Source organism: Vibrio sp. MOR3 (assembly GCF_001557775.1).
Classification (GTDB): Bacteria; Pseudomonadota; Gammaproteobacteria; order Enterobacterales; family Vibrionaceae; genus Vibrio; species Vibrio jasicida.
In genome coordinates, this window is sequence record NZ_LNRD01000013.1 from 25,616 (window position 1) to 47,396 (window position 21,781).

The window sequence follows — 21,781 nt, forward strand, 5'->3', positions numbered from 1 at the left end:
CAAGTACGTATGCTCCGAATTTGGTTCGGTTCGTAATCAGACAAAGCCTGATTAGTATTGATAAGTTAGTTGGACCTTCACTTCTCGGCCCGGAGAAGGCACGCCATTAGATAGGTAAGCTTCGTAATAACGGTCTGTTAAGTTATTCACGACCGCTCCAACACTTAACCCTTTCACCTGCTGAACTTCCCAAGTGACATAAGCATTTTGCAACGTGTATTGCTCACTTGGTGATTTCACTTTTAAGTTATCACCAGCCGCGTCTGTTTTGGTTTGAGCATCGTACCAACGAACTTCCCAACCAGAGCGCAGTCCCGGAAGCCATTCGTAGCCCAAACCGAGATTAATATTCAAGGGCGGGACGCCCGGGTAGTCATCATCCGAGCCGGTTGAATCCGATAAGCTACCTTTATTTTTCCCGCGAATGTAACTCGCTGAGAAATCACTATAGAAATCGTTAATACGGTATTGTGAAATCAACTCGAAGCCATAGTTCTTGAAGCCATCTAGGTTTGTGCTCCAACTTTGAATATCACCGCTGTCTTTATCTAAGTTTTCACCGGTTCGGATATCAACAGTGTCACTCACATCGTTATAGAACAATGTCAGTTCTGTTGCGAGGTTGTCGCGCTCGCTAACTAATCCTTTGGCCAAATTAATCACACTGGCTTGATAAGCATGAATACGAGAAACATCGAGATCGCGTGCCGTAGCGGTGGCTGTTGCTCGAGCATATTGCACAGAGTAAATGTTATCGACGGTTGGAGCTTTTAAGGCGTAGGCATAAGAGAAGTTCAAACGAGTATTGTTGGTCGCGTCAAAATCGATATCCAAACGTGGACTAAAGCCTTTGTGGCTTGTTTCACTGTAGTCATGGCCGGCTGCTGGGTTATTGTAATCTGGCGCCGCATTACCTTTCCCTTCGCTGGTGATGTACTCATAACGCAGAGAAGGAGTAATCGTCAGGCGGTCGGTTGCTTGATAGTGGTCAGCAATGTAGGCCGCGTATATAGACTGAGTGCCCGATGGTTCATAGTACGGGGTATACCAACCGTAGTTTTTCGACTCTTTATTATCGTAAGAAGCATTGAAAACTAACGAATCACGATCCGTTTTTTGATACTGAAGACCCGTAACCAGTGCATGGTCACCAATCTGCGCTTGGTTGAATACATCAATGTAATCACGTTCGTAGCTTAGCCAAGATTCATGACCATAACTGCCAACGGAAACGAACATTTTTTCAAAGGCAATATCTGGACGAACCCAATGACGGTCGTTTTCAGAACGCGCCATTTTTATGTTGAAATCAATGTACGGGCTAGTCGGCATGTAATGGTAGGAGATTGTCGTCGTATTGTCTTTGTATTCGTTGTAGACCGTGTAAGCGTATTGCGCTTTTTCTAACGAGCCATATTTTTTGATGTTGTAATCCGAAATGGTTGGCATTTGACCACGACGGTTAGCCCATGGTTTACGGCCTTCATCTTTGTATCGTGTGTGACTGATTTCAAATTCATGGTCATCATTTTCGTACCCAACTTTGACGAGCATGTTTTCTTGTTCGTAACCTGAGTAATCTAGTGTTTTACCGCCACCCACTTTAATGTCGTCGGAGTCTTTTACTGAACCATTTGCGAGGAAGTAAAAGCCAGCGTCATTTTTGCCATAAAGGGAGAGGGTGTATGAGTTCTCTTCGCCATTGTTGTTATAACCCGTTGACGCACGAACGCCGAAGTTGCGATCCCCTCCAAGCAGGTCGTCAACGCTTTTGGTTTTGATTCGGATAGACCCACCAAACTTACCGTTTAGAGCGCGGTAGTCATGTGCGCCTTTGATGATCTCCGCTTCACCAATTAAGAATGGGTCAAAGAAGAAGGTGCCGTAGCGGTATTGCTGGAAACCAATTGGAGCCCCATCAACAAACACGGCGATGTCGCTAGGGTTATCGAAACCGCGAATATTAATGCGTTCCCCACCAGAACGCGCTCCGCCGTCGAGCGTTGCCCCCGGCACAGCATCAATCATTTCAGCGAAGTTAGAGTATTGTTGTTCTTCGATTTGGGTCCAATCAATGATGGTTTCAGCGGGTTCTGCGACGGTAATCGGTTTGGTATAGCGGACACCAATGACTTCGAGTTCTTCGTCGACGCTTTCTGTTGCATGGAGAGAAATTGAGTTGAGCATTGCGAGCGAGACAAGGCTTACTTTTAAGCGATGGGTCGATAATCGTTTCATATTCATTTGTTATCGTAATTTGAGAGGCGGGGATTATATGAATGCTGAAAAGATTAATAAATGATAATGAGATTAGTTATCAATAATGGTTTTTGGTTTTCCTGTAAACTTTTATACCCATGATTAGACGGTAAATTGGATTATTGTTTGGTTTTTGGTCTGTTAGTTAGTGAGTGTGTCTATTTGAACGACAAAAGAAAGCCCAGACAAGGAGTCTGGGCTTGGAAGTTAGCTTTCTATACTAGTTCGCAATTATTGTTGCGTTTCTAGCGGGATTTGCCCCGTTGTTACTTGGTCGACATCAAACTCAGTCAGCTCTTCAATGTAGCTTTCTACTGTTTGCTCAACCACATCATCGTCTTGCTTAAAGTAGGCAATATGGAAAATAGCATCACCTTCATTAACCAGTGGCAGTGTTTGCTGGCCAATTACGATACCGCCTTTTGGTGCTAACAGCTCTAGCTCGTCATGACCTAAAGGCGAGCTGATGTAAGCGAGAGTCTCGCCTTCTTCTACTTTATCACCTAAGTTCACAACCGTACGTAGGATACCGTTGCCCGATGCGCGAACCCAGCTGGTGGATTTGGCAATGATTGGCTCTGGTAGCTTTTTGCGGCTCGCACGTAGCATGCCGATAGCCTGCATCACACGTTGCACACCTAGTACACCAGCACTGATCGATAGTGGGTCAAAGCGCAGCGCTTCACCTGCTTCATAAGTCAGTACAGGAATGTCGCACTTCTCTGCTTCACTACGTAGAGAGCCATCACGCAGAGCAGAGTCTACGATCACTGGGGTTGCAAATGCTTTTGCGATGCGCAGTGTTTCTGGGTTGCTCAAGTTAGCGCGGATCTGAGGTAGGTTCGTTCGGTGAATCGCACCCGTGTGAAGATCCAGAATATAGTCACAACGCTTAGCAATGTTGTTGAAGAACCCATGTGCCATACGAGAAGCCAACGCGCCTTTTTCACTGCCTGGGAAGCAACGGTTTAGATCGCGACGGTCTGGCAGGTAGCGAGATTTATGGATGAAGCCAAACACGTTAACGATAGGCACGGCAATCACAGTACCTTTTAGTTTTGCAGGGTCCAGTTGGTTGATCATCTGACGAACGATTTCTACGCCATTCAGCTCGTCACCATGGATTGCTGCGTTTACCATTAACACCGGACCTTCTTGTTTACCGTGGATAATTTCCACAGGGATAGAAAGAGGAGAGTGTGTGTAAAGCTGCGCCGCTTCAAATTCGGTTTCTAATCGTTGTCCTGGTTGAACTTGGTGTCCTAGTAGCTCAAACACCTTGCTTTTTTTACTTCTGGCCATAAACCATCTCTATCGAATACGTTAGCAACAATGTAACAACTGGTTCAAAATCACACTAATCATTCTTCTTAATGTCACGAACAATAATTTTTATTGAAAAGATTAAAAATTCACCAAGTGTATGGCTTGTGTAAGTACATTTGGGAAATTCTTGTGTTAATTGAGTAGCTGTACGCTGTGTTTTAAATTGTTATATTCATCACAAAAATAAGACTGTGTTAAATTTAATACTAATATTTTTTTCGAGAAAAACTGTCTTTTACCTAAGGTTTTTATCCGCTACTATCCCCGCCGAATTTTTGACCTAATACTATCTAACTAGAGGTTTTGATGAAAAAGGCGATCGCTAAAATTGGCGCACTAACTGCTGTAGCAGTTTCTCTTTCTGGCTGTGTAGGCAGCAACGCTGTAACGGGTTACGTTATGGGCTTCAACTTGAAAGCTGTTGATAACCGTTACGCTCGTGGTGGTCTAAACATGCTAATGGCGCCAGTTTACGGTGTTGCTATTGCGGCTGACTACATCGTGTTCAACTCACTAGAGTTTTGGACTGGTAAAAACCCGCTAAACGGTAAGCCACACATCTTTGACAAGAAGATGGATACTTACATCGACGTAAACCACCAGTTAGATAAATCTCTAACCACTGCACCTGTTGGTCCTCTAACGAACAACCGTGTTATCGAACAAGGTCAAATGCAACAGCTTGACGAGAACACAGTTCAAATGGATATCACTTACAACAACGGTGAGAAAGCGACGCTAATGGGTGTTCGTGAAGGTGACTTTGTGACTTACTACATCGATGGTGAAGTGGTTGCTAAGACTTCTATGGATGAGCTAGCGGCATACGCGCAAACTCGTGCATAATTTGCGAAGTGCTTTTAATAGCAAACTCGCAATAAAAAAGGGTGCCTCGGCACCCTTTTTCGTATTTGTCGTATCTGGTTAAGATTACGCTTTTTCTGGAATAGCTTCTAGAAGTGCAACCATTTGATCCCAGAACAATTGAACGGTATCAATCTTCACTTTCTCATCTGGAGAGTGAGGGAATTTGATGGTTGGGCCGAAAGAAACCATGTCCATAGTCGGGTAAGGTTCTTTAAATAGACCACACTCAAGACCTGCGTGGATAACCATGATGTTCGGTTTGTGACCGTAGATGCCTTCGTACATATCACGGAAAATTGCCATGATTTCTGAGTCTGCATCTGGTTTCCAACCTGGGTAAGCGCCAGAGAACGCGATTTGCGCGCCAGCTAGCTCTGCTACTGATTGAAGCATGCCTTCAACTTGGCTACGACCTGAATCGATCAGCGAACGAATTAGACAAAGTACGGTGACTTTATTCTCTTCTGTTGTGATAACGCCAACGTTAAGTGACGTTTCAACCACACCTTCAACTTCGTCACTCATGCGCATTACGCCGTTTGGACACGCGTTAAGTGCTGCGATGAAACGTTGTTGATCTGCAACTGCAAATACTTGTGCATCAGTCGCGAACTCTTCGTTGAAAGTCACAATGTCAGTCTCAACTTTACCAAGCTCAGTTTTTAGTAGCTCGGTGTAGTAGTTGAACAATTCCGCTAACTTATCTTGGTTTTCTGCCGGTAGAGCAACCGTAACGAATGCTTCACGAGGGATAGCGTTACGTAGGCTGCCACCACGGAACTCAACAAGACGAAGATCCAACTCTTGTGCGTGACCCGCTAGGAAACGACCAATCAGTTTGTTTGCGTTGCCACGACCTGTGTGGATATCACAGCCAGAGTGACCACCTTTAAGGCCTTTTAGCGTTAGCTGACGAGTAACAAAGCCTGCTGGAATGGCATCGCGAGTGATGTCGAATGTCATTGCGCCGTCGATACCGCCAGCACAGCCCATGTAGACTTCGCCTTCTTGCTCTGAATCCGTGTTTAGAAGGATGTCGCCTTCTAACCAACCTTCTTCAAGACCGAATGCGCCAGTCATGCCAGCTTCTTCATCAATCGTTAGCAGAACTTCAATTGGGCCGTGTTTGATTTCAGTAGAAGCGAGAACTGCAAGACAAGAAGCCATACCAATGCCGTTGTCAGCACCTAGTGTTGTTCCTTTCGCTGTTACCCACTCACCATCGATGTATGGTTGGATAGGATCTTTAGTGAAGTCGTGATCAGTATCTTCGTTCTTTTGCGGCACCATGTCGATGTGCGCTTGAAGAACCACGCCTTTCTTGTTTTCCATACCCGGTGTTGCTGGCTTTTTGATAAATACGTTGCCAGTTGGATCGCGGCGTACGTCAAATCCCTGCTCTGTTGCCCAAGTCACAATGTACTGAGCTAGTGCCTCTTCATGTTTAGAAGGGTGAGGGATTGAACAAATCTTATCGAAAAACTGCCAAAGTGGAGCAGGTGATAAGGTACTGATTTCAGAATGGAATTCAGACACGGAGGACTCCTTTTGATGTGCTTTGCCAAATATAAACCGTAAATTTAATAAGTGTTTAGCAGTAAATGCTAATCCGGTTTTGGCTTTGAATTGTTTTCAGCATACCACCAGAAGGGCGCTACTAGTAGATGTGGATAAAAGGATTTGCCCTTGAACTGTCACAGTTTATGGACACACAGAAATACACGAATGCAACTCAATTAGTATCAATTATAAGATTGGTTATTTTTTAATTTACTAAAGTGTAATTTAATTACAGTTAATTCTTGATGAAGATCAATTTATTAATGTTTTGTGATTTCTGTCACTAAAATGCTTGTAATTAAATTTCTTGGTGGTATATTTGTAACCAGCTTCTGAGAGAAGAATGAAATGCTCAAAGGATGAGTCCGTTTGTCGCCTCCAAGGAACCGAGAAATCAACCAAATTAACAGTATTAATTGATTTAGAAGGTGATATTTATGAAAGGTTTACCAAGTGCAATGTTCTGGAACAGCAAATCTGTTTACACCGGTAACTTTGTATACCCAACAAGCTTTGGTTACTAATTGAAGCCAACGCATGTGACTCGAACAAATTTGTTCACCCCTATAAATTGGAATTTTTTTTCAGTGCATAGTGCTGACATGATTCACCGCCACTCAAATTGAGTGGCGTTTTTTTATCTCTCGATCCTGAACGTTGACTGATTTCTCACCGCTAAGCACCTATTCTAGGTTTGCTTCCCCAACTTATTTCATTTGCTAACCAAATTCGTGAGTGTTTTACGCTCAAAACTCCATGTTTCTGTTTGAAAGTTTAATACATTGTTCAGTTTGCACTCGTTGTCTTACTTGAATGCCTTAATTGTTAGTTATTGTTTATTAAGCCTTAAATTTTAATCGCGTTTGAAACGCTAGCGAATCGGTTTCATATCCAAAGAAAAAAATCGCATTAGAGTGAAAATTCTATCTGGAATTTGTTATTTGATAACTTTATAATTCGAGCCAATCGATTACGCAACCGTTTACTTTTTACCCTTTACAGGATTCGATCATGCTCGAAAGGCTATTCAAACTTAGTGAAAATGGCACCAATGTGCGCACTGAGATCATCGCAGGTGTTACTACCTTCTTAACCATGGCTTACATTATCTTCGTAAACCCAGCAATCCTTGCAGATACTGGTATGGATCGTGGTGCTGTGTTCGTTGCGACGTGTCTTGCTGCGGCTATTGGCTGTTTCATCATGGGCTTAGTAGCAAACTACCCAATCGCTCAGGCTCCAGGTATGGGCCTAAACGCGTTCTTTACCTACTCTGTTGTGTTGGGTATGGGTTATACGTGGCAAGTCGCGCTAGCAGCAGTATTTGTGTCGGGTCTACTATTTATTGTGTTGAGTGTGTTCAAGATCCGTGAGTGGATCATTAACTCAATTCCACTTTCTCTTCGTACAGGTATCTCTGCAGGTATCGGTCTGTTCCTTGCGTTCATCGCACTGAAAAATGCCGGCATCGTAGTAGATAATCCAGCAACGCTAGTTTCAATGGGTAACATCACTTCGCTACCATCTGTACTTGCGGCTATCGGCTTCTTTATGACTATCGCGCTGGTTCACCGTGGTGTGAAAGGTGCGGTTATGATCGCCATTTTGGGTGTGACAATTCTTGGTCTTATCTTTGGTGACGTTCAATGGGGCGGCATCATGTCGACACCACCAAGCATCGCACCAACCTTCATGCAGCTAGACTTCTCTGGTCTGTTCGAAGTTGGCATGATCTCGGTCGTATTTGCTTTCCTATTCGTTGACTTGTTCGACACTGCGGGCACGCTAGTTGGCGTTTCACAGAAAGCAGGTCTAACTGACGAAAACGGCAACATTCCACGTCTAAACAAAGCGCTACTTGCTGACTCAACAGCAACATCAGTAGGTGCTCTACTAGGTACATCTAACACGACGTCATACATTGAGAGTGTTTCTGGTGTAGCAGCAGGCGGTCGTACTGGTCTAACGGCTGTGGTTGTTGGCGTATTGTTCCTTCTGGCTCTGTTGTTCTCGCCACTAGCAGGTATGATTCCAGCTTACGCAACATCTGGTGCGCTATTCTATGTAGCGATCCTAATGCTTTCTGGTCTTGTTGGCATCGACTGGCGTGACCTCACAGAAGCTGCGCCAGTTGTGGTTACTTGTTTGGTAATGCCTCTTACTTTCTCGATTGCAGAAGGTATCACGCTAGGTTTCATCGCTTACGCTGCTATTAAACTGTTCAGTGGTAAAGGCCGTGAAGTATCGATGAGTGTGTGGGTGATGTCTGCTATCTTCATTGTGAAATACATGGTCGGTTAATTCCAACGATTGAAAAAAGCCAGTGCGAACTCGATTCACACTGGCTTTTTGTTTGTGGATAATTTTTAAAGTAATTCATCCACTTCTCCATTTTGTATTGTTCACCGAATACGATTTTTCTGCGTAATAGGCAGAGAATTTTGATATCAGCGTTGGTATTAACGATGTGTTTCGGTAGAATAATCGTTTGCGTAGCTTGAAACCCCCATTTCCTCTGGTGTGGAAAGTTTAGCGGGATGAGTCCATTTCAGCGCCATCAGCTAGACAGAGGGGATGCATATTTTGAAATTATTAGGTTATTACAATGAGTAAAAAATTCATTATCACTTGGGATGCGATGCAGTCTTACTGCCGTGAACTGGCTGAGAAACAAATGCCAGCTGAGCAATGGAAAGGTATTTGGGCGGTAAGTCGTGGTGGCCTAGTTCCTGGTGCAATCCTAGCGCGTGAACTGGGTATTCGTCACGTTGATACTATTTGTATCTCTAGCTACGACCACGATCACCAGCGTGATATGACAGTAGTTAAAGCACCAGAAGGTGACGGCGAAGGTTTCCTAATCGTTGAAGACCTAGTAGATAGCGGTGACACAGCACGCAAGTTACGTGAAATGTACCCGAAAGCGAAGCTTATCGCAGTATGTGCTAAGCCTGCAGGTGTTGAGCTACTAGACGATTACGTAGTAGACATCGCTCAAGACACTTGGATCGAGCAACCTTGGGATATGTCTATCCAGTTTGCTGAGCCAGTAAATCGTAAGCAAAAATAAGTTTGCACCAAGAATATTGAGAAATGCCCCTTTATAGGGGCATTTTTTTTATTATTATTACAGCAATTGCCAATAGCTTAGAGTTCTTCCTATGTCAGAAGACGTCAGTAAAAACCTCTCAGAAACCTTGTTTGTTAAGCACAAGCAGGCGAAAGAAACCTCTGCACTTACTCAATACATGCCTACCAGCCAAACAATTCTTGATGAGCGAGAAGGGCAAGATGATCGTGCGTGGTATCGACACTTAAGACGTTTGCAGTGGACTTGGCAGGGTTTATCTCCAATCGAGATGGAAAGTACACTGTCTAAAATTGCGTCGTCGAAACATTCGCGTACGGAAGATAAGTGGTTAGATACAGTGATGGGTTATCACGGCGGTAACTGGACGTTTGAGTGGATAAAGCTTGGGATGGAACACCAACGCCGTTCAACCGAATTGAAAGGTGAAGATGCGGCGGATGAGTTGTTTTCCGCTTCGCTGTGTTTCAGTATTGCGGGCTACCCACATTTGAAGAACGATAACCTTGCGACTCAAGCTCAAGTGTTGGCCAATAAAGCATACAACGAAGGCTCTGAGAAAACGCAATACACGATCAAACAGATCGAAGTACCTTATCAAAAGCGCAAGATCATCGCGAATTTACACTTGCCACGTACGGACAAGCAATTGCCCGTTGTGATGGTGAGTGCGGGTTTGGACAGCTTGCAAACAGACATGTGGCGTTTGTTCCGCAATCATTTAGCGCCTAAAGACATCGCAATGTTGACCATCGACATGCCGTCAGTGGGTCATAGCTCCCATTGGCCATTAACGGAAGATTCTAGTTGTTTGCATCAAGCGGTATTGAATGAGCTGTACAAACTGCCTTGGGTCGATCATTACAAAGTGGGATTGATTGGTTTCCGCTTTGGTGGCAATGCTATGATCCGTCTTTCATTCGTTGAACAAGAGAAGATCAAAGCGTGTGTGGCGCTCGGTGCACCTGTACATGATTTGTTTACCTCACCGAAGAAGCTGCAGCAGATGCCGAAGATGTACCTAGATCTACTGGCGTCTCGTTTAGGTAAGAACGCCGTGGACATCAATAGCATGGCTGGGCAGATGATGGCGTGGTCGTTGAAAGTACAAGGGTTCTTAAGCAGTCGTAAAACCAAGGTACCTATTTTGGCTTTGAGTTTGGAAGGGGATCCTGTTTCCCCACACAGTGACAACCAGTTGGTAGCGCTGTTTAGTCACTATGGTCAAGCAAAGAAAATCAGTTCCAAAACAATTACAAAAGGTTATGAGCAATCCCTCGATTTGGCCATAAAGTGGTTGGAGGAGGAATTATTAAGATGACAAATCTCCTAATTTAGTTAAGAGTGATATATGTGAGCAAAAAATAAGCTCATGATAATAAAAAATAATAATCATTCTTGGATAGCTAAATATCCTTACTATGGAAACGGAGATTCTTATGTCAGAGACGACTCAAGGGCCGACTCACTTTCGCTTGATGTCTAAGTTAAAGGCGATAGGTCCTTACCTGCGCGAACCACAATCACAAGAAGGCCACTACTATTTTGACTGTCTATCTGTTTGTGTAGACGACAAAAAGTCGCCAGAAAAACGTGAATTTTGGGGATGGTGGATGGACTTGGAGTCCATCGAAGGTGGCTTTACTGCAAAATACCATATTGGTAAATACAACAAAGAAGGGGATTGGACCTCAGAGCCATTACCGAATAAGGTGACTGAAGAGGTTTACCTCACCCAGAGTACCTTTCATCAGAAGCTAGTAGATACGCTGGCTGAGCATTTCAAACTGGAAGTGGAATATCACACAGAATCGTTTGATTTCGCCTAATTTGGCTGTTTTCTTCCTCTATAAGACAAAAAGGTGCGTTTTCGCACCTTTTCTGCTTGTTAAATCCCCATTTGATTGCTAAAACATCCACTCTTTATTTGTTTTTCATTTCAGAAGACATCATGACAACGAATCAACAGAATGCAGTTATTTCACAATCACAAACCGTCGTTGTGAAACTGGGTACAAGTGTGCTGACAGGCGGCACTTTGGCGTTAAACCGTGCTCACATGGTAGAGCTGGCTCGTCAATGTGCTGAACTAAAAAAACAAGGCCATTCAGTCGTAATGGTTTCGTCTGGTGCAATTGCAGCAGGCCGTGAGCATCTTGGATACCCCGCATTGCCCAACGAGATGGCGAGCAAACAATTGCTTGCTGCAGTGGGCCAAAGCCGTCTGATTCAAACATGGGAGTCTCTGTTTGGCATTTATGGCATCAAAATTGGTCAGATGTTGCTAACTCGTGCTGATTTGGATGATCGCGAGCGTTTTCTTAACGCGCGTGACACCATCAATGCTCTGGTTGCAAACGACATTATTCCTATCGTGAACGAAAATGACGCGGTAGCAACGAACGAGATCAAAGTGGGCGATAACGACAATTTGTCTGCTTTGGTGGGGATTTTGTGTGGTGCAGACAAATTACTGCTGCTAACAGACCAAAAAGGTTTGTTTACCGCAGACCCTCGTAAAGATCCAAATGCCGAATTGATCAAAGAAGTGAAAACCATTGATGATACTTTGCGCAAAATTGCGGGTGGTAGCGGCACAACGCTAGGTACTGGCGGCATGGCAACCAAGCTTCAGGCGGCAGACATCGCTCGCCGTGCAGGCATTGAGGTGATCATCGCTGCGGGCAGCGCACCAAATGTTATTTTTGACTCATTGAGCTCAGAGCCACAAGGGACGCGTTTCCTTCCTTGTGAAGAAGCGCTAGAAAACCGCAAGCGCTGGATCCTAGCGGGCCCTGCTGCATCCGGTGATATCATTATTGATGATGGTGCAGTTAGCGCGGTTGTCGGTAAGGGCAGTAGTCTACTTGCAAAAGGCGTGATTAAGGTAAGTGGTGATTTTGCTCGTGGTGAAGTGGCTCGCGTGACCAACGCACAAGGCAAGCTGGTGGCACGTGGTATCAGCGCCTACTCAAGCGAAGACCTAGCAAACATTGCCGGTAAACACAGTAAAGATATCATCTCTATTTTGGGTCATGATTACGGCTCAGAAGTGATTCACCGCGATGATCTTGTCGTCATCCAAGAATAGATATTGAGGGAAGCAAAGTGGATTTAACGAATATGGGTAAAGCTGCCAAAGATGCAGCTTTCGAATTGGCGACAGCGTCAACCGCACAAAAAAACCAAGCACTAGCGATCATCGCTGATGAGCTAGAAGCGAATGCGGCAACTATTTTGGCTGCAAACGCAAAAGACATCGAATTAGGTCGCGAAGCGGGTCTAACAGATGCACTACTAGACCGTCTTCTATTAAATGAAGAGCGCCTTACTGGTATCGCTAATGACGTTCGTAACGTGATCAGCCTAAACGATCCTGTAGGCAGTGAAATCGACAGCAAAGTGCTAGAAAATGGCATGTCTCTGTCCCGTCGTCGTGTACCACTGGGTGTGGTTGGTGTGATTTACGAAGCGCGTCCAAACGTAACTATCGATATTGCTGCTCTATGTCTAAAAACAGGTAATGCAAGCATCCTACGTGGTGGTAAAGAGACGTTCTTTTCCAATATGGAATTGGTAAAGGTTATCCAATCGGCTCTAGCGAAAGCGAACTTGCCGGCGGCTTCCGTTCAATATATTGAAAAGCCAGATCGTGAGTTGGTTTCTCAACTCCTTAAGCTAGACGATTACGTTGATATGATCATTCCACGTGGCGGCGCTGGCTTACACAAGATGTGTAAAGAGAACAGCACCATTCCAGTGATCATCGGTGGTTTTGGTATCAGCCATATTTTTGTTGATGAGTCAGCGGATCTAGAAAAATCGTTGAACGTTGTTGAGAATTCAAAAGTTCAACGCCCTTCAGCATGTAACTCGCTAGATACTTTGCTCGTACATGAAGATGTTGCGGCGCAATTCCTATCAATGATCGTAGAGCGCATGAGCGATAAAGTGACCTTCGTGACAGAACCAAAGGCAAAAGTACTGATGGCTCAAGCAACACAAATTCGTGATGCAGTGGAAGGTGACTTTGATACTGAATGGCTAAGTTACACGCTGGGTGTAAAAGTGGTTGCCGACGTAAAAGAGGCGATTGACCACATGCGTGTTCATAACGCGAGCCACTCAGATGCGATCATGACCAACAGTTTGGTTAACTCGGAATTATTCATTAATTCTGTTGGTTCTGCTGCGGTTTACGTGAATGCCTCAACTCGTTTTACTGACGGTGCTCAGTTTGGTCTTGGGGCAGAAGTGGCGGTATCTACTCAGAAACTGCATGCACGTGGCCCAATGGGTTTGGAAGAACTCACCAGCTACAAATGGGTTGGTAAAGCAAACTACCTAGCACGCAGTTAACAGAAACCGTTTGATATTGATTGAAAAAGGGGCAATAGTGCCCCTTTTTGTTTTCTCTAACATAGCAATTCCGCTACACTAGTCTTGCTTTTGGGACGAACCCAATCGCACGCTATTTGGAGGTGATATGCATTGTCCTTTTTGTTCTGAGAACGATACAAAAGTAATTGATTCCCGCTTAGTTGCTGACGGCCATCAAGTGCGTCGTCGTCGCCAGTGCTTAGCTTGTAGCGAACGTTTTACCACGTTTGAAACAGCTGAGTTGGTGATGCCTAAAGTGATTAAGTCTAACGGCAACCGTGAACCGTTTGATGAAGACAAAATGGTCGGTGGCATTCAACGCGCACTAGAAAAACGCCCAGTGAGTGCAGATTCTATCGAATTGGCAATCAGCATGATTAAATCGCAGCTGCGTGCAACAGGTGAACGTGAAGTGCCAAGTGAGATGATTGGTAACCTAGTTATGGGCCAATTGAAAGAGCTGGATAAAGTTGCTTATATCCGTTTTGCATCGGTTTACCGCAGCTTTGAAGATATCCGTGAATTTGGCGAAGAAATTGCTCGTCTAGAAGACTGATTGAGTCATGGAACAACAGAACACTTCTTCAGAATTTACCTCTCAAGATTTCGAAATGATGTCGCGTGCGTTGAAATTGGCGAAGCGCGGCATGTATACCACAGCGCCTAACCCCAACGTTGGTTGCGTTATTGTCCGTGACGGTGAGATTGTTGGCGAAGGCCATCATCATCGCGCGGGTGAAGCTCATGCCGAAGTTCATGCAATGCGTATGGCTGGGGATAAAACCGAAGGGGCGACCGCTTATGTGACGTTGGAGCCTTGCTCTCACTACGGGCGAACACCGCCGTGTGCTGAGGGACTTATCAAAGCCAAGGTTGCACGTGTGGTCTGCGCAATGGAAGACCCAAACCCGAAAGTTGCAGGGCGTGGTTTTCAAATGCTGCGTGATGCAGGGGTAGAAGTTCACGTTGGCTTGTTGGAAAGCGATGCGATCGAGCTGAACAAAGGTTTTATCAAATTCATGCAAACCGGCATGCCTTATGTTCAGTTGAAAATGGCAGCTAGCCTCGATGGGCAAAGTGCGTTGAGTAACGGACAGAGCCAATGGATTACCTCCCCAAAAGCTCGCCAAGATGTCCAACACTATCGTGCGATGAGCGGCGGTATTCTCTCTACCAGCAAAACAGTGATTGACGACAATGCCTCATTGAACGTTCGCTGGGATGATTTGCCAAAAAGCCTACAATCGCAATACCCTCAGGTTGATGTTCGTCAGCCTCCACGAGTCATACTCGATCGCCAATCTCAGCTTCGTAATGATTTAAAGCTATTCAAGACAGAAGGTGAGCGTATTATTGTCAGTCAAGATGGTGATATCGCCCCTAAACTGACTGAAAACGATCAAGTTGACTTAGCTGCGACATTGAAAGCCGTGGCAAGCGAATGTCACATCAATCACTTGTGGGTCGAAGCGGGAGCGACACTCGCGAGTTCATTAATCGAAGCTAACCTTGTAGATGAACTGATCGTTTATCTCGCGCCTAAGTTGATGGGGAGCGATGGACGAGGCTTGATCGGCGCGCTTGGTTTAACCGAGATGGCACAAGTTATCGATTTAACTATTACCGACGTTCGAATGGTGGGGGTGGATATTCGCATCACCGCAACCGTCAAACGCATTCAACGCTAGAAAGAAGCATTATGTTTACAGGAATTGTAGAAGCAGTTGGCAAACTAACTGCAATCACGCCAAAAGGCGAAGACATCACCGTGACGGTGGAAGTAGGCAAATTGGATATGGCTGACGTTAAGTTAGGCGACAGCATTGCGACTAACGGCGTATGTTTAACGGTCGTCGATTTCGGTAGTAACTATTACAGTGCTGATTTGTCACTGGAAACGCTGAACAAAACTGGTTTTGCTGCTTATCAAGTGGGCGACAAAGTGAACCTAGAAAAAGCCATGTTGCCGACCACTCGTTTTGGCGGTCATATCGTTTCAGGTCATGTTGATGGCGTCGGTGTGATTGTTGAGCGTAATCAAGTTGGCCGTGCGATTGAGTTCTGGGTTGAGATGCCAGCGGAAATCTGTAAGTACGTGGCAGAAAAAGGCTCTATCACAGTGGATGGCATTAGTCTGACCGTCAACGATCTACGTAAGAATGGATTTAAATTAACGATTGTTCCTCACACCAGTGAAGAGACAACCATCGATCAGTTCCAAGTTGGCCGTAAAGTGAACCTAGAAGTAGACGTGTTAGCTCGCTATATGGAGCGCTTGCTACAAGGCCAAAAAGAAGAGCCGCAAGAATCACGTATTACAATGGACTTCTTGCAGCAAAATGGTTTTGCGTAAGCGAAACCGACCACAATCACAGAACGTTATCAGGTTAATTGACTTAATAAAGGTTAGCTTCAAACTGCTTTGCTGACTAAAGCCAGTAGACGTAACTCAACGAAACGTTAAACGCATTGCTGCTGCAATAATAAATTTTTGAATAACGGGAAACAGAATATGCCTATCAGCACGCCTCAAGAGATTATTGATGATATTCGCGCAGGCAAAATGGTCATCCTAATGGATGATGAAGACCGCGAGAATGAAGGTGATTTGATCATGGCTGCCGAGCACATTACGCCGGAAGCTATCAACTTTATGGCTACGCATGGCCGTGGCTTAATCTGTCTAACCATGACAAAAACTCGTTGTGAGAGCCTTGGCTTGCCACCAATGGTGCAAGACAACAACGCGCAATACACCACCAACTTTACGGTTTCTATTGAAGCCGCTGAAGGTGTTACCACTGGTATTTCTGCAGCTGACCGTGCTCGCACTGTACAAGCGGCAGTTGCGCCAAGTGCAAAAGCGGCGGACTTAGTGCAACCGGGCCATATCTTCCCGCTAGCAGCACAAGACGGTGGTGTTCTAACTCGCGCTGGTCATACAGAAGCCGGCTGTGATTTGGCTCGTCTTGCAGGTCTAGAGCCAGCATCGGTTATTGTTGAGATCCTAAACGACGATGGCACGATGGCGCGTCGCCCGGACCTTGAAGTGTTTGCTGAAAAACACGATTTAAAGCTAGGTACCATTGCAGACCTTATCGAATACCGCAACAACACGGAAACAACGATTGAACGCGTTGCTGAGTGTGCACTGCCAACGGAATTCGGTGAGTTCACTTTGGTGACTTACAAAGACACGATTGATAACCAAGTACACTACGCGATGTGTAAAGGTGATTTAACTGCGAATGCACCGTTAGTTCGCGTTCACTTACAAGACGTATTTACCGATGTGCTTCGCAGTGATCGTAACGCAGAACGCAGTTGGACGCTGGATAAAGCGATGAAGCGAATCGGTGAAGAAGGGGGTGTTCTGGTTGTACTTGGTCATGAAGACTCGACCGATCTGCTTATTCATCGTGTAAAAATGTTTGAATCGCAAGACAAAGGCGAGGCACCTACTCTTGCTAAGAAGCAGGGCACATCACGTCGTGTAGGTGTTGGTTCTCAGATTTTGGCGGATCTTGGCGTGCACGATATGCGTCTGCTTTCTTCAACCAACAAAAAGTACCATGCATTGGGTGGCTTTGGCTTGAATGTTGTTGAATACATCTGCGAATAACAACTGAACGATTCCCCCCTAGCCAAGTTTCGGCTTATTCTGCTGACGGCTAGGGCTTGGTGACTCGTCTCTAATTTCCATTAGATATTGCTCACAAATTTGTGATAGAATCCGGCGATTCTCACTTGATGAACAATTTTCACTTAAAAATAGAGTTAAAGGAAGGCTTATGAAAGTGATCGAGGGTGGCTTCCCAGCGCCAAATGCAAAAATTGCTATCGTTATTTCTCGTTTTAACAGTTTTATTAACGAAAGCCTACTTTCTGGTGCGATCGATACACTAAAGCGTCACGGACAAGTAAGCGAAGACAACATCACTGTTGTTCGTTGTCCTGGTGCTGTAGAACTGCCTTTAGTTGCTCAACGAGTTGCTAAAACTGGTAAGTACGATGCTATCGTATCTCTAGGTACAGTAATTCGTGGTGGTACACCACACTTTGACTATGTTTGTAGTGAATGTAACAAGGGTCTTGCACAAGTTTCTCTGGAATACAGCCTTCCAGTAGCGTTTGGCGTACTGACTGTTGATACTATCGATCAAGCGATTGAACGCGCAGGAACCAAGGCTGGTAATAAAGGTGCAGAGGCTGCACTAAGCGCACTTGAAATGATTAACGTATTATCTGAAATTGATTCCTAATGGGGGCCAGTGTGAAACCAGCCGCACGTCGTAACGCACGTCAATTCGCTCTACAGGCGATCTACTCATGGCAAATTACTAAAGACAATGTTGCCACGATTGAAGAACAGTTTTTGTCTGGTGACAAATACGATGAAGAAGAACTTCATGCATCTGAGCCAGCACTTGCTGCTCCAGAAACTGACGTAGCTTACTTCCGTGAACTACTAAGCGGTGTTGTACTTAGCCACTCAGAGCTAGATTGCAAAATCCGTCCATACGTGTCTCGTCCAATGCAGGATCTAGACATGATGGAACTTGCTCTTCTTCGCCTTGCTATGTACGAGATGACTCGTCGCGAAGATGTTCCTTACAAAGTGGTAATCAATGAAGCGATTGAACTTGCAAAAGTATTCGCGGCAGAAGACAGCCACAAATTTGTGAATGGTGTGCTAGATAAAGCGGCGCCACACGTACGTAAGAAATAACGATTTCTTTATTAAAAAGGTCAGCACATGCTGACCTTTTTTGTATCAAAATCTTTTACATCAAAAAGAAAGTGAATTATGTCTGGTGAATTTAATCTTATCGACAAATACTTTGTTGGACGCCAAAGCCAGCGCAAAGACGTCCATCTAGCAGCGGGGGACGACTGTGCGTTAGTGAAAGCACCTGCGAATGTACAAATTGCTATTAGTACCGATACGCTGGTGGCAGGCACGCACTTTCTTTCTGATGCTAACCCTGCGTGGGTGGCGCACAAAGCATTAGCGTCAAACATCAGTGATTTAGCTGCAATGGGTGCAACACCTGCTTGGGTAAGCTTTGCGTTAACTATGCCAGACCCAGATGAAGCATGGCTTGCCCCTTTTTGTGATGCGTTTTTTGAGTTAGCTGATTACTTTGGTATTCAGCTTATTGGGGGCGATACGACCAAAGGTCCACTAAGCCTGACGCTTACGGTGCAAGGCTTTGTACCAGAGGGCAAAGCTTTGACTCGCTCTGGAGCAAAAGTCGGTGACTGGGTGTATGTGACAGGTAACCTTGGTGATGCCAAAGCTGGTCTGGATGTCGTTCTTGATAACACATTACGTACTCGAATAGCTGCCCCAGAGTTAGAGAAAGCACATTATCTCAGTACGCCACGCGTGTTGGCTGGGCAAGCATTAGTCGGCTTAGCGTCATCAGCAATTGATATTTCTGATGGCTTAATTTCTGATATCAAACATATTCTTAAGCGTTCTGATGTTGGAGTCAGTTTAGATGTGTCCCAACTGCCTATATCTTCAGAATTGGTTCAATTTTTAGATGATAAGGTAAGCGCACAGCAGTATGCTTTATCCAGTGGTGAAGAGTACGAATTGTGCTTTACTGTGCCTGAGCAGAACAACGGTTCATTGCAAAGTGCGTTGTCGCACGCTGGGTGTAAGTTTACGTGCATTGGCCAAATTCGACCAAAAGGTACGTTTGAGCTGCACGACAACAATCAACCTCTTGATTGGGAACTCAGTGGCTTTGACCACTTTAGATAATCTGAGCTAGGCTCTAGCCTAAGATTGAAACCAACTAGCAGTATAGGTTTAAGGAAATGACCAATCCCCTCTCTCTGATTTCATTAAAGAACCCGTGGCATCTTTTGGCAACGGGTTTTGGTAGCGGCTTATCACCAGTGGTTCCAGGAACTATGGGGACGTTGGCAGCTGTGCCGTTATTCTTGTTACTGGCGCAGTTACCCTTCCCACTGTATGTCGTATTAGTACTCATCTCTTGTGTTATTGGTATTAAGATCTGCCAAGTGACATCAGATGACATGGGGGTTCATGACCATGGCTCAATCGTGTGGGATGAGTTTGCAGGCTTTTGGATCACCATGAGCTTAGTACCAGCACTAAATATCCCAGTCACGGAATGGAAGTGGTTGCTGACTGGTTTTATTTTGTTCCGCTTCTTTGACATGGTAAAACCATGGCCAATTGGCTGGTTGGATAAACGTGTTCACGGTGGTTTGGGTATCATGATTGATGATATCGTGGCCGGTATCATGGCGGGTATCGCACTGTTCTTAGTGGCGAAATACGCAGGTTGGATGTAGTCATACCGCTTTAACAATCGACAGATAAATAAAAGGGATGCCATCATGGCATCCCTTTTTGGTGTTTACTTTTAGCGCTTGTTTGCGTTAACTTACTTCGCGAGATATTCGTTGATCGACTTCTCAATGCCCTTCGCGTCTAAGCCAAGTTCTTCATGAAGTTCGTCTTGTGTGCCTTGAGGAATAAAGCGATCAGGCAAGCCAAGATTTAGCACAGGCTTGATGATCTTATCTTGCATCATAAACTCAATCACACCCGCACCCGCACCGCCAGCAATTGCGTTTTCTTCTAGCGTGACTAATACATCGTGCTCAGACGCTAGCTGGCGAATCAATTCTTCATCAAGTGGTTTCACGAAGCGCATGTCTGCGACGGTTGCATCCAGATTTTCAGCCGCTTCTAGCGCGTTACCTAAGAAGGTGCCGAAGTTTAGAATCGCGACTTTTTCGCCTTTACGAAGCACACGGCCTTTACCAATCTCAAGTGCAGTAAATTCTGGCTCGATTTCTGTGCCCATGCCGCTGCCGCGAGGGTAGCGAACTGCACTTGGTCCAGTGTGTTTATGACCGGTGTACAGCATTTGACGACATTCGTTTTCATCACTTGGTGCCATGATCACCATGTTTGGGATACAACGCATGAAGCTAAGGTCGAACGCGCCTTGGTGAGTTTGACCATCTGCGCCAACCAGACCTGCACGGTCGATAGCGAACATGACAGGTAAATCCATGATCGCCACGTCGTGGATTAACTGATCGTAGCCACGCTGCAAGAAGGTTGAGTAGATAGCGACGATCGGGTGATCGCCGGCAATCGCCATGCCTGTTGCTAGCGTCACAGCATGCTGCTCTGCAATTGCAACATCAAAGTACTGTTCTGGGTACTCTTTCGAGAAACGAACCATGCCAGAGCCTTCACGCATCGCTGGCGTAATCGCCATTAGCTTAGGATCTTGCGCGGCCATATCACATAGGAAGTCACCAAAGATCTTAGAGAAGGTCGGTTTACCGCCACTGCTCTTCGGCAAACTGTTATGTGATGGGTCGAACTTTGGAACTCCATGGTAGCCGATAGGATCTTTTTCTGCTGGTTCATAACCTTTGCCTTTCTTGGTCATGATGTGCAGGAATTGAGGGCCTTTCAGTTCACGCATGTTTTTCAGCGTTTTGACTAACTCGTTAACATCGTGACCGTCGATAGGACCGATGTAGTTAAAACCAAGCTCTTCGAATAATGTGCCAGGAACAACCATGCCTTTAAGGTGCTCTTCTGTACGACGAACCAACTCTTTAATTGGAGGAACGCCAGACAGCACTTTCTTCCCGCCTTCACGGATAGAGGTGTATAAGCTACCAGAAAGGACTTTAGCAAGGTGGTTGTTCAATGCGCCAACGTTTTCTGAAATCGACATCTCGTTGTCGTTTAGAATCACTAGCATATCAGGATGAACGTCACCAGCATGGTTCATGGCCTCGAATGCCATACCTGCTGTGATTGCACCATCACCAATCACACTTACCACCTTTCGACCTTCATCTTCTTTTTGTGCACTGATCGCCATACCGAGCGCTGCACTGATAGAAGTCGATGAGTGGCCAACAGATAGCGTGTCGTATTCGCTCTCTTCACGCCATGGGAATGGGTGAAGGCCGCCTTTTTGGCGGATGGTTGGCATTTGGTCACGACGGCCAGTAAGAATTTTGTGTGGATAAGCCTGATGACCCACGTCCCAGATCAATTGATCCACTGGGGTGTTGTAAACATAATGCAGAGCAACGGTTAGCTCTACTGTGCCTAAGCCAGACGCTAAATGTCCGCTAGACTGACTCACTGAATTTAGCAGATACGTGCGTAATTCATCGCACAAAGTTGGCAATGTTTCTTTCGGAAGAAGACGCAACTCTTCCGGTGTATTTGCTAACGCCAGTGTTGGGTACTTTGAAATATCAAGAGTCATATAAATGCGC

General features: G+C 45.3%; 19 protein-coding genes. 15 read left to right on the forward strand and 4 right to left on the reverse strand.

Features of this window, described 5'->3' with window-relative positions; all coding sequences use genetic code 11:
• Positions 1-51: 51 nt before the first annotated feature.
• Positions 52-2,238 (reverse strand): TonB-dependent receptor, encoded by a 2,187-nt coding sequence (locus ATB76_RS20545; RefSeq protein WP_061036063.1) that lies wholly within the window; start codon positions 2,236-2,238, stop codon positions 52-54.
• Positions 2,239-2,490: 252 nt separating this feature from the next.
• Positions 2,491-3,561, reverse strand: coding sequence for a succinylglutamate desuccinylase/aspartoacylase family protein (locus ATB76_RS20550; protein ID WP_038865448.1), 1,071 nt, complete (start codon positions 3,559-3,561; stop codon positions 2,491-2,493).
• A gap of 330 nt (positions 3,562-3,891) precedes the next feature.
• Here ATB76_RS20550 and ATB76_RS20555 point away from each other — a divergent pair, with 330 nt between their 5' ends.
• Positions 3,892-4,431 (forward strand): DUF3332 domain-containing protein, encoded by a 540-nt coding sequence (locus tag ATB76_RS20555; RefSeq protein WP_038865446.1) that lies wholly within the window; start codon positions 3,892-3,894, stop codon positions 4,429-4,431.
• Positions 4,432-4,515: 84 nt separating this feature from the next.
• Here the strand turns inward: ATB76_RS20555 and ATB76_RS20560 are convergent, their stop codons facing one another.
• The gene (locus tag ATB76_RS20560) at positions 4,516-5,988 is read right to left on the reverse strand and encodes an aminoacyl-histidine dipeptidase (protein ID WP_038865444.1); all 1,473 of its coding nucleotides are present in this window, start codon (positions 5,986-5,988) and stop codon (positions 4,516-4,518) included.
• 1,035 nt (positions 5,989-7,023) lie between these two features.
• Between ATB76_RS20560 and ATB76_RS20565 the strand changes: the two genes are divergently transcribed.
• The 14 genes from ATB76_RS20565 (at position 7,024) to pgpA (ending at position 19,813) form a co-directional block, all read left to right on the forward strand.
• Positions 7,024-8,313 (forward strand): NCS2 family permease, encoded by a 1,290-nt coding sequence (locus tag ATB76_RS20565; protein WP_038865443.1) that lies wholly within the window; start codon positions 7,024-7,026, stop codon positions 8,311-8,313.
• 304 nt (positions 8,314-8,617) lie between these two features.
• Positions 8,618-9,082, forward strand: coding sequence for an oxytetracycline resistance phosphoribosyltransferase domain-containing protein Tet(34) (gene tet(34), locus ATB76_RS20570; protein WP_005440202.1), 465 nt, complete (start codon positions 8,618-8,620; stop codon positions 9,080-9,082).
• A 91-nt stretch (positions 9,083-9,173) separates the two neighbouring features.
• Complete coding sequence (gene frsA, locus ATB76_RS20575) at positions 9,174-10,421, forward strand: esterase FrsA (protein ID WP_042602617.1); 1,248 nt, start codon at positions 9,174-9,176, stop codon at positions 10,419-10,421.
• Between the two features lie 118 nt (positions 10,422-10,539).
• Positions 10,540-10,929: a sigma factor-binding protein Crl gene (gene crl / locus ATB76_RS20580; RefSeq protein WP_038865441.1), complete on the forward strand. Its 390-nt coding sequence runs from the start codon at positions 10,540-10,542 to the stop codon at positions 10,927-10,929.
• A gap of 122 nt (positions 10,930-11,051) precedes the next feature.
• Complete coding sequence (gene proB, locus ATB76_RS20585) at positions 11,052-12,191, forward strand: glutamate 5-kinase (protein WP_061036064.1); 1,140 nt, start codon at positions 11,052-11,054, stop codon at positions 12,189-12,191.
• A 17-nt stretch (positions 12,192-12,208) separates the two neighbouring features.
• Positions 12,209-13,459 carry a glutamate-5-semialdehyde dehydrogenase gene (locus ATB76_RS20590; protein ID WP_039975402.1) on the forward strand — a complete coding sequence of 417 codons (1,251 nt, stop codon included), beginning with the start codon at positions 12,209-12,211 and terminating at the stop codon, positions 13,457-13,459.
• 127 nt (positions 13,460-13,586) lie between these two features.
• Positions 13,587-14,036, forward strand: a complete 450-nt coding sequence (gene nrdR / locus ATB76_RS20595) for a transcriptional regulator NrdR (protein WP_038865435.1) — start codon at positions 13,587-13,589, stop codon at positions 14,034-14,036.
• A 7-nt stretch (positions 14,037-14,043) separates the two neighbouring features.
• Complete coding sequence (ribD, locus tag ATB76_RS20600; protein ID WP_038865432.1) at positions 14,044-15,168, forward strand: bifunctional diaminohydroxyphosphoribosylaminopyrimidine deaminase/5-amino-6-(5-phosphoribosylamino)uracil reductase RibD; 1,125 nt, start codon at positions 14,044-14,046, stop codon at positions 15,166-15,168.
• 11 nt (positions 15,169-15,179) lie between these two features.
• Positions 15,180-15,833, forward strand: coding sequence for a riboflavin synthase (locus tag ATB76_RS20605; protein WP_038875569.1), 654 nt, complete (start codon positions 15,180-15,182; stop codon positions 15,831-15,833).
• 159 nt (positions 15,834-15,992) lie between these two features.
• A complete protein-coding gene (ribBA, locus tag ATB76_RS20610) occupies positions 15,993-17,102 on the forward strand; it encodes a bifunctional 3,4-dihydroxy-2-butanone-4-phosphate synthase/GTP cyclohydrolase II (RefSeq protein ID WP_038865430.1) in 1,110 nt (369 codons plus the stop codon).
• 169 nt (positions 17,103-17,271) lie between these two features.
• Positions 17,272-17,742 carry a 6,7-dimethyl-8-ribityllumazine synthase gene (ribE, locus tag ATB76_RS20615; RefSeq protein WP_005440184.1) on the forward strand — a complete coding sequence of 157 codons (471 nt, stop codon included), beginning with the start codon at positions 17,272-17,274 and terminating at the stop codon, positions 17,740-17,742.
• On the forward strand, positions 17,742-18,209 hold the full coding sequence (gene nusB / locus ATB76_RS20620; RefSeq protein ID WP_038865428.1) for a transcription antitermination factor NusB: 468 nt from the start codon (positions 17,742-17,744) through the stop codon (positions 18,207-18,209). Before ribE ends, nusB begins: the two co-directional genes overlap by 1 nt.
• Before the next feature lie 78 nt (positions 18,210-18,287).
• Positions 18,288-19,253 carry a thiamine-phosphate kinase gene (thiL, locus tag ATB76_RS20625; protein WP_038865426.1) on the forward strand — a complete coding sequence of 322 codons (966 nt, stop codon included), beginning with the start codon at positions 18,288-18,290 and terminating at the stop codon, positions 19,251-19,253.
• Positions 19,254-19,309: 56 nt separating this feature from the next.
• A complete protein-coding gene (gene pgpA / locus ATB76_RS20630) occupies positions 19,310-19,813 on the forward strand; it encodes a phosphatidylglycerophosphatase A (RefSeq protein WP_038865424.1) in 504 nt (167 codons plus the stop codon).
• 92 nt (positions 19,814-19,905) lie between these two features.
• On the opposite strand, the gene dxs is transcribed toward pgpA, so the two are convergent.
• Positions 19,906-21,771 carry a 1-deoxy-D-xylulose-5-phosphate synthase gene (gene dxs / locus ATB76_RS20635; RefSeq protein WP_038865423.1) on the reverse strand — a complete coding sequence of 622 codons (1,866 nt, stop codon included), beginning with the start codon at positions 21,769-21,771 and terminating at the stop codon, positions 19,906-19,908.
• Positions 21,772-21,781 lie beyond the last annotated feature (10 nt).